Here is a 12,881-nt window from a genome sequence, read left to right as displayed (position 1 = left end):
CGCCGGGCGTCGGCGGGTCAGTCCGCCCCCGCCGGGCGCCGCGCGGCTCAGTTCGCCGCGGCGGGCGGCATCGCCTCGTCGGCCACGTAGCTGCCGAGCGGCATGACCACCGGCTCGGGCCCGGTCGCGTCGACGTACGGAGTCGGCGAGTCGGCCACCGCGAACTGGGTGCGGTACAGCTCGGCGTAGAGCCCGCCGACCGCGACGAGCTCCTCGTGCCGCCCTCGTTCGACGATCCGCCCACCGTCGAGCACCAGGATCTGGTCGGCGTCGCGGACCGTGGACAGCCGGTGCGCGATCACCAGCGCCGTACGCCCGGCCAGAGCCACCGAGAGCGCCCGCTGCACCGCGGCCTCGCTCTCGGAGTCGAGGTGGGCGGTCGCCTCGTCGAGGATGACGATGGACGGGGCCTTGAGCAGCAGCCGGGCGATGGCGATTCGCTGCTTCTCGCCACCGGAGAAGCGGTAGCCGCGCTCGCCGACGGTGGTGTCCAGCCCGTCGGGCAGGGAGCGGACCAGGTCCGCCACCTGGGCACCGGCCAGCGCCACCCAGATCTCGTCGTCGGTGGCGTCCGGCTTGGCGTAGCGCAGGTTCTCCCGGATCGACTCGTGGAACAGGTGCGAATCCTGGGTGACCACGCCGATCTCGTCGCGCAGTGAGGCGAGGGTGGCGTCACGGACGTCGACGCCGCCGACCAGCACCTGGCCGCCGGTGACGTCGTAGATCCGGGAGATCAGCATGGACAGCGTGGACTTCCCGGCGCCGGAGGGGCCGACCAGCGCGACCATCTGCCCCGGCTCGACGCGGAACGAGACACCGCGCAGCACGGGTTCGTTGACCGTTCGGTCGAGCGTGGTGACCTCTTCCAGCGAGGCCAACGAGATCTCGGCGGCGCTCGGGTAGCGGAACCGCACGTCGCGGAACTCGACCCGGCCACTGCCCCGGGGCACCTGCACCGCGCCGCGCTTCTCCTCGATGCCGGGCCGCAGGTCGAGCACCTCGAAGACCCGGTCGAACGAGACCAGTGCGCTCATCACGTCCACCCGGACGTTGGAGAGCGCGGTCAGCGGCCCGTAGAGGCGGGTGAGCAGCAGCGCGAGCGTCACGACCGTGCCGGCGCTGACGTTGCCGCTCACCGCCAGCCAGCCGCCGAGGCCGTAGGTGAGCGCCTGGGCCAGCGAGGCGACCAGCAGCATCGCCACGAAGAACGTCCGCGAGTACATGGCGGACTGGATGCCGATGTCACGGACCCGCTCGGCTCGCCCGGCGAACCGGCGGGCCTCGGCGTCGGGCTGGCCGAAGAGCTTCACCAGCAGCGCGCCGGCGACGCCGAACCGTTCGGTCATCGTGGCGTTCATCTTGGCGTCGAGGTTGTACGCCTCGCGGGTGATCTCGGCGAGCCGCCGGCCGACCCGGCGGGCCGGGATGATGAAGATCGGCAGCAGCACCAACGAGAGCGCGGTGATCTGCCAGGAGAGGGTGAACATCACGGCGGCGGTGAGCACCAGCTGGATGACGTTGCTGACCACGCCGGAGAGCGTCGAGGTGAACGCCCGCTGGGCGCCGAGCACGTCGTTGTTGAGGCGGCTCACCAGGGCGCCGGTCTGGGTCCGGGTGAAGAACTGCAGGGGCATCCGCTGCACGTGGTCGTAGACCCGGGTGCGCAGGTCGAGGATGATGCCCTCGCCGATCCGCGCGGAGTACCAGCGTTGGGCGAGCGAGAGCAGCGCGTCGGCGACCGCCAGGGCGGCGATCACCAGCGCCAGGCGGACCACCAGCCCGCCGGCCTCGGAGCCGCCCCGGTTGATCGCGTTGATCACGTCGCCGGCCAGCACCGGGGTGGCCACCCCGATGATCGCGGCCAGCACCACGGTGACCAGGAAGACGACGATGTCGCGCCGATAGGGCCGGGCGAACGCCACGATGCGCTGGGCGACGCCGCGCTGGAGCCGGTGGGTGGAGATCTCGTCCCGGTTGCGCATCGACCGGAGCATGCTCCACCCGGCCATCCCACCGCCGGACATCGGGTTGGACAACGCTCACCTCCGGGTCGTCGGGCTGACCGCCTCGTCAGGTCAATTCTCCCGACGACTGTGACAACCTCGGTCGTAACCCGGATCTTCCCGAACGGTCCTTACCTATTCTCCTCGCCCGGCGAGGTCGCGCAGCCGGCGGGTCTGCGCCTCCCGCTCGGCCCGCTGCTGCTCGGCGGGCGAGCGACCGGTGGCACCGGCGATCAGCGCCTTGATCTCGACGACCGCGTCGCGGTTGTTGGCCAACAGCCCCGCGGTCAGGTCGCGCACCGCCCCGTCCAGCTCGGTCGGGGGCACGACCAGGGTGGCCAGCCCGATCCGGTCCGCCTCGGCGGCGTCCATCCGGCGGCCGGTCGCGCAGATCTCCAGGGCCCGGGCGTAGCCGACCATGTCGACCAGCCGCTTCGTGCCGGCGAGGTCGGGGACCAGGCCGAGGGTCACCTCGGCCATGGAGAGCCTGGCGTCCTCGGCGAGCACGCGCAGGTCGCACGCGAGGGCGAGCTGGAAACCGGCCCCGATGGCGTGCCCCTGCACGGCCGCGACGGAGATGAGGTCCGGGCGGTGCAGCCAGGTGAACCCGGCCTGGAACTCCGCGATCCGGTCGGCGCACTCCTGCTCGGGCAGGGTGGCCAGCTCGGCGAACGATCCCGGCCCGCTGGCGCCGGCGACCGACAGGTCGAGACCGGCCGAGAACGCGCGCCCCTCCCCGCGGACGACCACCACGCGCACGTCACCGGGAAGGTCCCGGGAGAAGTCGCTCATCGCGCGCCACATCGCCGGGGTCTGGGCGTTGAGCACGTCGGGCCGGCACAACGTGACCGTCGCGACCGGCCCGTCGCATTCCAGCCGTACCCCGGTCGCCTCGGCGGTCACCGGGCGGCCCGGGGGCCGGCGCTGATGGACGACGTTGCGGGGCGGATCACGCCTTCTTGCGGCGCCGGGCACCGCCGCGCTGGCGCAGCTGCACCCCGGACTCGGTGAGCACCCGGTGGATGAACCCGTAGGAACGGCCGGTCGAGGCTGCGAGCGCGCGAATGCTCTCCCCCGAGGTGTACCGCTTGACCAGGTCCTTGGCGAGCGTCTGACGCTCGGCTCCGACGATCCGGCGACCCTTCTCAGTGCTGGTGGCTGTGCCGGTGGCTGCCATGCTGTGTCCTCACGTCCCAGACTGTGCGGTTCGGATACGGTCCCACCTATTAGACCGTCTCGAACGATCATGCGCCAGATATCAACTCTTCGCCAACCGACACGCTATGCAATGTCAGCTAACCGATAGGGTGACGTCGGTGAGCCGTTCCGGCCGGCCGGTCGCGCGCGGGGCCCGCACCGTCCGTGCGGGCGGAGGATGCGGCCCGTGGCCTGCCCGGGTGATCGACCTGTTCGGCGCCGCCGCCGGGTCCGCGGCCACCGACATCGACGGCATCGTCGTCCTGACCCGGTCGAGCCGGCGGCAACCCCGGCGCACCCGGGGTCAGGCCAGCTCGACCAGCTCGAGCAGGTCGTCGCTCCACGCGTCCTCGTCGCCGTCGGGGAGCAGGATGGCCCGGTCAGGCTTCAACGCGGTGACCGCCCCCGGGTCGTGGGTGACCAGGACGATCGCGCCGGGGTAGCGGGCGATCGCGTCGAGCACCTGCTCCCGGCTGACCGGGTCGAGGTTGTTGGTCGGCTCGTCCAGCAGCAGCACGTTGGCCCCGGAGCAGACCAGGGTGGCCAGGGCCAGCCGGGTCTTCTCGCCGCCGGAGAGCACCCCGGCCGGCTTCTCCACGTCCTCACCGGAGAAGAGGAACGCGCCGAGGATCTTGCGCAGGTCCGTGTCGGTCTGCTCGAGGGCGGCGGCCCGCATGTTCTCCAGCACGGTCCGCTCGACGTCGAGCGTCTCGTGCTCCTGGGCGTAGTAGCCCAACCGCAGCCCGTGACCCGCCCGCACCTCGCCGGTGTCCGGTTCCAGCAGGCCGCCGAGCATCCGCAGCAGGGTGGTCTTGCCGGCGCCGTTGAGGCCGAGGATCGCCACCCGTGAGCCCCGGTCCACCGCCACGTCGACGTCGGTGAAGATCTCCAGCGAGCCGTACGACTTGGAGAGCCCGCTCGCGGTAAGCGGGGTCTTGCCGCACGGCGCCGGGGTGGGGAAGCGCACCTTGGCCACCTTGTCGGCGACCCGCACCTCCTCCAGCCCGGACATCAGCTTCTCGGCCCGGCGGGCCATGTTCTGCGCGGCCACCGTCTTGGTGGCCTTGGCCCGCATCTTGTCCGCCTGCGCCATCAGCGCGCCGGCCTTCTTCTCGGCGTTGGCCCGCTCCCGGCGGCGGCGCCGCTCGTCGGTCTCCCGCGCCTCCAGGTACGCCTTCCAGCCCAGGTTGTAGGCGTCGACCTCGGAGCGGGTGGCGTCCAGGAACCAGACCTTGTTGACCACGGCCTCCAGCAGCGAGGCGTCGTGGCTGATCACGATCAGCCCGCCCTTGTGGTTGGCGAGGAAGCCGCGGAGCCAGGTGATCGAGTCCGCGTCGAGGTGGTTGGTCGGCTCGTCGAGCAGCAGGATGCCGCCGCCGTTCTCGCCGGCGTCGCGGAACAGGATCCGGGCCAGTTCGACGCGGCGGCGCTGACCGCCGGAGAGGGTGCCGATGGTCTGGGCGAGCGCCCGGTCCGGCAGGCCGAGGTTGGCGCAGATCCGGGCCGCCTCCGCCTCGGCGGCGTACCCGCCGAGCGAGGCGAACTGGTCCTCCAGCGCGCCGTAGCGGCGGACCAGCTTCTCGTCGGCGCCGTCGGCGAGCTTCGCCTCGATCTCCTTCATCTGCGCCATCAGCACGTCCAGCCCGCGGGCGGACAGCACCCGGTCCCGGCCGGTGACCCCCAGGTCGCCGGTGCGCGGGTCCTGCGGCAGGTAGCCGATGGCGCTGCGCCGGTCGATCTGCCCGGCGTACGGCTGCCCCTCCCCCGCGAGCACCTTCAGCGTGGTGGTCTTGCCGGCGCCGTTGCGCCCGACCAGGCCGATCCGGTCACCGGGCTGCACGCGCAGCGTGGTGTCGGACAGCAGGATCCGGGCGCCGGCGCGCAGCTCCAGGCCGGTGGCAGTGATCATCTCGTGGGACTCGCTCTCGGGGTCTGGAAGGCTGACTCAGGGCACGCCAAAGCGCCAACGGGCGTCAGGGCCCGTCGGCGCGGGGCGGTTCAGCCTTCGCAGCGCGGCACGCGACAAGTGTACCGGCAGCCGCTGGGACCCCCTCCGGATTACCGCGCAAGATCATCGGGTACCGAATCTGCCGTCCGGACCCGGTCCGGTACCGCAACCACCCAACACGGACTAATCGGTGATCGGGGACAACATGGAGCTGAACGAGAACGCGCAGATCGACACCAGCCAGGTGGACGACCGACGTGGGTCCGGCGGCGGCGGTGTGGGCGGGATACCGATCCCGATCGGCGGCGGTCGTGGCGGCATCGTCGGCCTCGTCATCGCCGTGCTCGTCGCGCTGGTCGGCGGCGGCTTCGGCCTCAACGCGGCCGTCAACGGCGGCGGGGACTCCGCGGGCGACAACACCTCGCTGGAGCAGAAGTGCTCGGCCGACGACGCGCTGCAGCAGCTCGACTGCCGCAACACCCTCTACGTGAACTCCATCCAGGCGTACTGGCGCACGGCGCTGCCGGAGCGGTTCGGCGAACAGTACGCGCCGTCGAAGACGGTCTTCTTCAGCCAGGGCGTCTCCACCGCGTGCGGCCAGGCGGACTCCGGCGTCGGTCCGTTCTACTGCCCCGCCGACGACCTCGTCTACATCGACCTCACCTTCTACCGGGTGCTCGCCGACCAGCTCGGCGCGGAGGGCGAGTTCGCTCAGCCGTACGTGCTGGCCCACGAGTACGGCCACCACGTACAGGACCTGCTCGGCACCGAGGCGCAGATGCGCCGCCAGCAGCAGCGGGACCCGGAGAACGCCAACGCGCTGTCGGTCAAGCTGGAACTCCAGGCCGACTGCTACGCCGGCGCGTGGGCGAAGAACGCCACCGGCACGGCCGACGAGAGCGGTCAGAAGATCTTCACCAGCATCAGCGAGCAGGACATCCAGCAGGCGATCGACACCGCCGAGAAGATCGGCGACGATGCGATCTCCGAGCGGGCGAACCGCCCGGTGAACCCGGACGAGTTCACCCACGGCTCGTCGGCCCAGCGCAAGGAGTGGTTCACCAAGGGCTACTCCAGCGGCGACCCGAAGTCCTGCGACACCTTCGGTAACGGCTGACTCCCCGCCGCATCGATTCCCACGGGCTCCCGGTCACCCGGCCGGGGGCCCGCTGCCGTCCGCGGCGCCGGCAGGAGTGGGCTCGCCCGCCTGTCACGTCTGCGGGTCGCGGACCAGGATGCGTACCGCGCGGGCCGCGTCGACCGCGGCCACCAGCACCGCGTGCCGGGGCTCGGGGACGTCGAGCAGGCGGTCGGCGCGCAGCGCGGCGAGCGGGGCGAGCCGCCGGTCGGCCAGCACCGTGTCCACCGCGCGCCGGTCACCGCCACCGACCAGTGCGCTGAGCGTCCCGGCCTCGGGCAGCAGCAGCCGCACGGCCAGCTCCACCGCGTCGCCCAGCGCGGCCTTCGCCTGGTTGTCCCGCCGGCGGGCGAACCGCTGCTGGGACCAGCCGCCGGCGGCGGTCCGCCCCTGCACGTACCGGGTGTCCACCTTGGAGACCAGCAGCTCCGCTCCCGCCGCGACGCCCACCGCGACGGCGCCCTTGCGGGCCAGCAACAGGCCGATCCGACGCGGCGCGCTGGCCGCGACCACGAACCCGGGCAGATCCCCGGCGGGCCGCGCCCCCGGCGGGCGGTGCAGCTCGGCCGTCGCGCCGTCCGGGGCGGCCAGCAGCAGGCCGTACGCCTGGGTGGTGATGGCCGGCGTGCCGTGCCGCTCGGTGAAACCGTCCACCCAGCGGCCGATCCGGTCCGGGGCCACCTCGACCCACCGCCCACCACCGGCTGCGGGTCGACTGGACATGGCCCCGACCGTACCCCGCCCGCCGCCCGCCCGTGTTGATCATGAGGTTTGCGGCGCCCGGGACGGCGTGTCGCTGCCGCAACTTCATGATCAACAGAGTTCGGCGGCGGCCCGGACCGGTCAGGTTTTCAGCAATGTGGTGATGGCCAGGGCGGCGATGATCGCGCTGGAGGTGAGCGCGGTGACCAGCCGGCCGCGCGGACCGGCGAGCGCCCGCCCGACCAGTGTGCCGCCCCCGGCGATCAGCAGTTGCCAGCTCGCCGACGCGAGGAACGCGCCGAGCACGAAGGACGCGCCGGTCGCCGGGTCCGGATCCGCGGCGTCGCCGCGGCCCAGCACCAGCGCGGCGAAGTAGACCACGGTCGCCGGATTCAGCAGCGTCAGCGCCAGCACGCCGGTGAACGCCCGGAGCGGACTGTCCAGGCCACGACCGGCAGGGGCCGGACCCGCCGAAGGCCGGGGCCGCAGCGCCCGCCACGCGGTATACCCGGCGAGGGCGAGCAGCACCACCGCGGCGACGGCCCGCAGCGGCGCGGCGACCGGGGCGATCAGGGCGGCCAGCGCCGCCCCGCCGAGCGTGGCGACCGCCGCGTAGAGACCGTCGGCGGTGGCCACCCCGAGGGCCGCGCACGCGCCGACCCGGAACGAGGTGCGCGCGCTGAGCCCGAGGATCAGCACGGCGATCGCGCCGACCGGGATGGCGACGCCGTAGCCGGCGACCAGCCCGGCCAGGAACGCCGCGGTCACGAGGACGGGAGGCGGATCTCGGCGCGGCCGGGAGCCGACCGCTGTCGCCCGGCGGCGGCGGCCGCGGCGACAGGGGCGGGCTTCATCCGGTACGTCTCGATCACGCGGCCATCCTGCGCCGACGCGCCCGGGCCGCGCCACTCATATTCGGGTCCGCGCCGCACCGTGCCACACCGCGCCGCCCGCACCCTCGCGCGCCCTCGCCTCGCGTCGCGCACCCCGCACACGCCCTCCCGCACCCGCACCCGCACCCGCACCCGCACCCGCACCGACCGTGTACGGCGCACCGGCCGCGGCTCGGGGCCGGCTCGGCAGCAGGGGATCGTGCTCGATCCCGTAAGTAGTGGCATCCGCCACCTGGCCAGGCCACTACATCACCGATCGAGCACGATCATGGAAGGGGCATGCCCTGCCTACGCGCGGTCCAGTTCGGCGTTGCTCCCAGCCATGATCATCTCGACGGCTGGTGCGCCGGAGCCTGCTGTCGCCCACGGCACAGACGCGTCGAGCGCGACACCCGGGCGGGTGTCGCGCTCGACGGACGAGCCGGCGAGGACCGGCTCAGACGTTGAAGCCGAGCGAGCGGAGCTGGTCGCGGCCCTCGTCAGTGATCTTGTCCGGCCCCCACGGCGGCAGCCAGACCCAGTTGATCCGGATGTCGTTGACCAACCCGCCACCCGGGCCGGTGGTCAGTGCCTGCCGCGCCTGGTCCTCGATGACGTCGGTCAGCGGGCAGGCCGCCGAGGTGAGCGTCATGTCCAGGGTGACCACGTTCTCGTCGTCGACGTGCACGCCGTACACCAGGCCGAGGTCGACCACGTTGATGCCCAGCTCCGGGTCGACGACGTCCTTCATCGCCTCTTCGATGTCGGCGACGGCGGCCTTCCCGCCGGTCGCCGGCGTCGCCGCCGTGGCGGTCTCTTCGCTGCTCATGCCGTCACCTCGCTTCGCTCGGCGCCGGCATGAGGCACCTGCGCACTGTCCTGACGATTCGCTCGCTGACGCTCGCTCATGCCTTCACCTCCGGGCTCACGCCCACCCCGGCGCGTGCCGCGGCGTCCTTGAACGCCATCCACGGCAACAGCGCGCACTTGACCCGGGCGGGGTAGCGGGCCACGCCCGCGAACGCCACCCCGTCACCGAGCACGTCCTCGTCCGGCGTGACCTGGCCACGGCCGGACATCAACTCCACGAACGCCTCGTGCGCCTCGAACGCGTCCCCCGCGCCCCGACCGCGCAGCAGCTCGTGCAGCACGCTCGCCGAGGCCTGGCTGATCGAGCAGCCCATGCCCTCGTACGAGATGTCGGTGAGCACCGCGCCGTCGGTGGCGACCCGCACGGTGACCTCGTCCCCGCAGGTCGGGTTCACGTGGTGCGCCTCGGCGGTGCGGTCCGACGGGTCGTCGGCGTCGCGCAGCCCGCGCCCGTGCGGGTGCTTGTAGTGGTCCAGGATGATCTCCTGGTAGAGCTGGTCGAGTTGCATCAGCTGAACACCTTCCGCACCTGCTCCAGACCCGCCACCAGAGCGTCGATCTCCTCGGTGGTGGTGTAGAGGTAGAACGAGGCCCGCGTCGTGGCCGGCACACCGAACCGGGTGCAGACCGGGCGGGCGCAGTGGTGGCCGACCCGCACCTGCACGCCCAGCGAGTCGAGCACCTGACCCACGTCGTGCGGGTGCACGTCGCCGAGGGCGAACGAGATCGTGCCGCCCCGGCCGACCGGCACGGTCGGACCGAAGATCCGCAGGCCGGGCACCGTCGCGAGAGCGTCCAGCGCGTACGCCGTCAGCTCCTTCTCGTGCCACTGGATGGCCTTCATGCCGATGCCGGACAGGTAGTCCACCGCGGCGCCGAGCGCCACCGCCTCGGCGATCGGCGGGGTGCCCGCCTCGAACCGGGCCGGCGGCGGAGCGTAGGTGGAGCCGGCCATCTGCACCGTCTCGATCATCGAGCCGCCGCCGAACACCGGCGGCATGGCCGCCAGCAGCTCGGCCCGGCCCCAGAGGACCCCGATGCCGGTCGGGCCGCACATCTTGTGGCCGGTGAAGACGATGAAGTCCGCGTCGTAGTCGACCACGTCCATCGGCAGGTGCGGCACCGACTGCGAGCAGTCCAGCAGCAGCAGCGCCCCCACCTCGCGGACCCGCGCGGTGATCCGGGCCGTGGCGTTGACCGTGCCCAGGATGTTCGACATGTGCACCAGCGAGACGATCTTCGTCCGCTCGGTGATCAGGTCGTCCAGGCCGGACTCGTCCAGCCGCCCCGAGTCGGTGACCGGGAACCAGCGGAGGGTCGCGCCGGTGCGCTCGCACAGCAGCTGCCACGGGACGATGTTCGAGTGGTGCTCCATCTCGGAGATCACCACCTCGTCGCCGGGGCCGAGCCGGAACCGGGGATCGGCGTCCGGTCGCAGCGAGGCGTTGGAGAACGCGTACGCCACGATGTTGATCGCCTCGGTGGAGTTCTTGGTGAACACCACCTCGTCCGGGCTCGGCGCGTTGATGAACGCGGCCACCTTGGCCCGCGCGCCCTCGTACGCCTCGGTCGCCTCGGTGCCCAGCGTGTGCACCGAGCGGGACACGTTCGCGTTGTGCCGCGCGTAGTGCTCGGCGAGCACGTCGAGCACCTGCCGCGGTTTGTGCGACGTGTTGGCGCTGTCGAGATAGACCAGCCGGTGCCCGTTGATCTCCCGGTCCAGGATCGGGAAGTCGGCGCGCACCTTCGCCACGTCGTATCGCGGCACGTCGTCGTACTGCGGCATCCCCGGCGGGATCGCGATGGTGGTCATCTCAACAGGTCCTTTGCGTGTGTCAGGCCCGTGCCGAACCGGCCCCGGCGACGTACCGCTCGTAGCCCTCGTCCTCGAGCTTGTCGGCCAGCTCCGGCCCGCCCTGCTCGACGATCCGGCCGGCGACGAAGACGTGCACGAAGTCCGGCTTGATGTAGCGCAGGATCCGGGTGTAGTGGGTGATCAGCAGCAGGCCGGTGTCGCCGGTGTCGCGGACCCGGTTGACCCCCTCGCTGACGACGCGGAGCGCGTCGACGTCGAGGCCGGAGTCGGTCTCGTCGAGGATGGCCATCTTCGGCTTCAGCAGCTCCAGCTGCACGATCTCATGCCGCTTCTTCTCGCCGCCGGAGAAGCCCTCGTTGACGTTGCGCTGGGCGAACGCCGGGTCCATCTGGAGTCGCTCCATGGCGCCGCGCAGCTCGCCGCCCCACGTGCGCAGCTTCGGCGCCTCGCCGTCGATGGCGGTCTTGGCGGTACGCAGGAAGTTGGCCACCGACACGCCGGGCACCTCGACCGGGTACTGCATCGCCAGGAACAGGCCGGCGCGGGCCCGCTCGTCGACGGACATGGCCAGCACGTCCTCGCCGTCGAGGGTCACCGAGCCACCGGTGATCTCGTACTTGGGGTGACCGGCGATCGAGTACGCCAGGGTCGACTTGCCGGAACCGTTGGGGCCCATGATCGCGTGGGTCTCACCGGAGCGGACGGTCAGGTCGACACCGGCCAGGATCGGCTTGAGCTCACCCTCGGGCAGCTTGACCGACACCTTCAGGTCGCGGATCTCCAGGGTGCTCATTATCGGGTCACTCCATTGCTCGGCGTCAGGCTGACGTAGATGTCGCCGTCGCGGACTTCGACGGGGTAGACGGGTACGGGTTCGGTGGCGGGCAGCCCGGTCGGCTCGCCGGTACGCAGGTCGAAACGGGAGCCGTGCAGCCAGCACTCCAGCGTGCAGCCGTCGACCTCGCCCTCGGAGAGGGCGACCGCGGCGTGCGAACACTCGTCGTACACGGCGTAGAACCCGTCGTCCTCGCCGTGTACGACGGCGATCTGCGTGCCGTCGACATCCGCGCTGATCGCGGTGCCCTTCGGGACGTCCTCGGTGGAGCAGATCTTGATCATCAGGCGCCAGCCTTGGCCAGCCGGTCCTCGATCGCCGCGCCGAGCCGCTCGCGCAGGTCCTCCACCGGGATCTTGTTGATCAGCTCGGCGAAGAAGCCGCGGACCACCAGCCGACGGGCCTCGCCCTCCGGGATGCCCCGGGCCATCAGGTAGAACAGCTGCTCGTCGTCGAAGCGGCCGGTCGCGCTCGCGTGGCCGGCGCCGGCGATCTCGCCGGTCTCGATCTCGAGGTTCGGCACGGAGTCGGCCCGGGCGCCGTCGCTGAGCAGCAGGTTCCGGTTGATCTCGTACGTGTCGGTGCCGGTCGCCTCGGCCCGGATCAGCACGTCGCCCACCCAGACGGTGTGCGCGCTCTCGCCCTGCAGGGCACCCCGGTAGCCGACGTAGCTGCGGCAGTCCGGCACCGAGTGGTCGACCAGCTGCCGGTGCTCCAGATGCTGGCCCGAGTCGGCGAAGTAGACGCCGTACAGCTCGGCCTCGCCACCCCGGTCGGTGTACTCCACCGAGGTGTACTGCCGGACCAGGTCGCCGCCGAGGCTCACCTGGATGTGTACCACCTTGGCGTCCCGGCCCAGCTTCACCTTGAGGTGCTGCGCCTGCACCGCGTCCTCGGCCCAGTCGGCGACCGTGACCAGCGTGAGCTTCGCCCCGTCGGCGACCGCCACCTCGACGTTGTCGGCCAGCGTGCCGGTGCCGACCTGCTGAAGCACGAGCACCGACTCGGAGAGCGCCCCCACCTCGACGAACGTGTGGGCGAAGGCCACCACGTCCGACGGGCCGCCGTGCACGGTGACGACCACGGGCTCGGTGACGACCGCCTCGCGGGCGATCTCCACCAGCATGCCGAGGTCCGACTCGCCGTAGGCACGTGCGCTGATCCGGTCGACCGGGGTCAGCACGCTACCTCGGCGCGGGTCGTCCTTCGCCAGGCTGCCGATCCGCACGCCCTCGGGCAGCGGCCCGAACTCGTGGGCGGGCCAGTGGGCCGACGCGTCCGACACGGCGCCGTCGAGCAGGCCGCGCAAGCGCTTGAGCGGCGTGAAACGCCACTCCTCCTCCAGGCCCGTGAGGGCCGGGAAGTCGGCGACATCGTACGAGCGGAGCGCCTGCGACTTGGTGCTGGGCGGCGCGGAAGCCTGGGTAGTCATCTCTTCCTTGGTCTGTTCAGCGACTAATCGGAGGGTCGGTCGGGGTTCGCGAACCCCGGCCCGACGGG

The 12,881-nt window shown here is 71.9% G+C and carries 13 protein-coding genes; 1 reads left to right on the top strand and 12 read right to left on the bottom strand.

Annotation, left to right across the window (positions count from 1 at the left end; all coding sequences use genetic code 11):
• Positions 1-47: 47 nt before the first annotated feature.
• From O7603_RS30820 to O7603_RS30805, 4 genes are all read right to left on the bottom strand, one after another.
• Positions 48-2,024 carry an ABC transporter ATP-binding protein gene (locus O7603_RS30820; protein WP_281576887.1) on the bottom strand — a complete coding sequence of 659 codons (1,977 nt, stop codon included), beginning with the start codon at positions 2,022-2,024 and terminating at the stop codon, positions 48-50.
• Between the two features lie 114 nt (positions 2,025-2,138).
• Positions 2,139-2,906 carry an enoyl-CoA hydratase/isomerase family protein gene (locus O7603_RS30815; RefSeq protein ID WP_281573216.1) on the bottom strand — a complete coding sequence of 256 codons (768 nt, stop codon included), beginning with the start codon at positions 2,904-2,906 and terminating at the stop codon, positions 2,139-2,141.
• 46 nt (positions 2,907-2,952) lie between these two features.
• The gene (locus O7603_RS30810; protein ID WP_007462679.1) at positions 2,953-3,180 is read right to left on the bottom strand and encodes a helix-turn-helix domain-containing protein; all 228 of its coding nucleotides are present in this window, start codon (positions 3,178-3,180) and stop codon (positions 2,953-2,955) included.
• A gap of 324 nt (positions 3,181-3,504) precedes the next feature.
• The gene (locus O7603_RS30805) at positions 3,505-5,109 is read right to left on the bottom strand and encodes an ABC-F family ATP-binding cassette domain-containing protein (protein ID WP_281573215.1); all 1,605 of its coding nucleotides are present in this window, start codon (positions 5,107-5,109) and stop codon (positions 3,505-3,507) included.
• A gap of 244 nt (positions 5,110-5,353) precedes the next feature.
• On the opposite strand from O7603_RS30805, the gene O7603_RS30800 reads away from it, so the two are divergent.
• Positions 5,354-6,265 carry a neutral zinc metallopeptidase gene (locus O7603_RS30800; RefSeq protein WP_281576886.1) on the top strand — a complete coding sequence of 304 codons (912 nt, stop codon included), beginning with the start codon at positions 5,354-5,356 and terminating at the stop codon, positions 6,263-6,265.
• Positions 6,266-6,358: 93 nt separating this feature from the next.
• Here O7603_RS30800 and O7603_RS30795 read toward each other — a convergent pair whose 3' ends face one another.
• The 8 genes from O7603_RS30795 to sufD all read right to left on the bottom strand — a co-directional run bounded on the left by O7603_RS30795 (position 6,359) and on the right by sufD (position 12,813).
• On the bottom strand, positions 6,359-7,009 hold the full coding sequence (locus O7603_RS30795; RefSeq protein ID WP_281573214.1) for an acVLRF1 family peptidyl-tRNA hydrolase: 651 nt from the start codon (positions 7,007-7,009) through the stop codon (positions 6,359-6,361).
• Between the two features lie 120 nt (positions 7,010-7,129).
• On the bottom strand, positions 7,130-7,756 hold the full coding sequence (locus O7603_RS30790; protein ID WP_281573213.1) for a LysE family transporter: 627 nt from the start codon (positions 7,754-7,756) through the stop codon (positions 7,130-7,132).
• 561 nt (positions 7,757-8,317) lie between these two features.
• Entirely contained in the window at positions 8,318-8,689 is a 372-nt protein-coding gene (locus O7603_RS30785; protein ID WP_348651042.1) for a metal-sulfur cluster assembly factor, read from the bottom strand.
• Between the two features lie 76 nt (positions 8,690-8,765).
• On the bottom strand, positions 8,766-9,239 hold the full coding sequence (gene sufU / locus O7603_RS30780; protein WP_281573212.1) for a Fe-S cluster assembly sulfur transfer protein SufU: 474 nt from the start codon (positions 9,237-9,239) through the stop codon (positions 8,766-8,768).
• Complete coding sequence (locus O7603_RS30775; RefSeq protein ID WP_281573211.1) at positions 9,239-10,543, bottom strand: cysteine desulfurase; 1,305 nt, start codon at positions 10,541-10,543, stop codon at positions 9,239-9,241. The genes sufU and O7603_RS30775 overlap by 1 nt, the downstream gene beginning before the upstream one ends.
• Positions 10,544-10,565: 22 nt before the next feature.
• On the bottom strand, positions 10,566-11,339 hold the full coding sequence (gene sufC / locus O7603_RS30770) for a Fe-S cluster assembly ATPase SufC (protein WP_281573210.1): 774 nt from the start codon (positions 11,337-11,339) through the stop codon (positions 10,566-10,568).
• On the bottom strand, positions 11,339-11,665 hold the full coding sequence (locus tag O7603_RS30765) for a non-heme iron oxygenase ferredoxin subunit (protein WP_281573209.1): 327 nt from the start codon (positions 11,663-11,665) through the stop codon (positions 11,339-11,341). Before O7603_RS30765 ends, sufC begins: the two co-directional genes overlap by 1 nt.
• Positions 11,665-12,813, bottom strand: a complete 1,149-nt coding sequence (sufD, locus tag O7603_RS30760) for a Fe-S cluster assembly protein SufD (RefSeq protein WP_281573208.1) — start codon at positions 12,811-12,813, stop codon at positions 11,665-11,667. Before sufD ends, O7603_RS30765 begins: the two co-directional genes overlap by 1 nt.
• Positions 12,814-12,881: the final 68 nt, after the last annotated feature.

This window comes from Micromonospora sp. WMMD812, from assembly GCF_027497215.1.
In the GTDB taxonomy this organism is placed as follows: Bacteria; Actinomycetota; Actinomycetes; order Mycobacteriales; family Micromonosporaceae; genus Micromonospora.
Note: the sequence above shows the minus strand (reverse complement) of the source record. Positions and strands in the feature narration are given on the sequence as shown.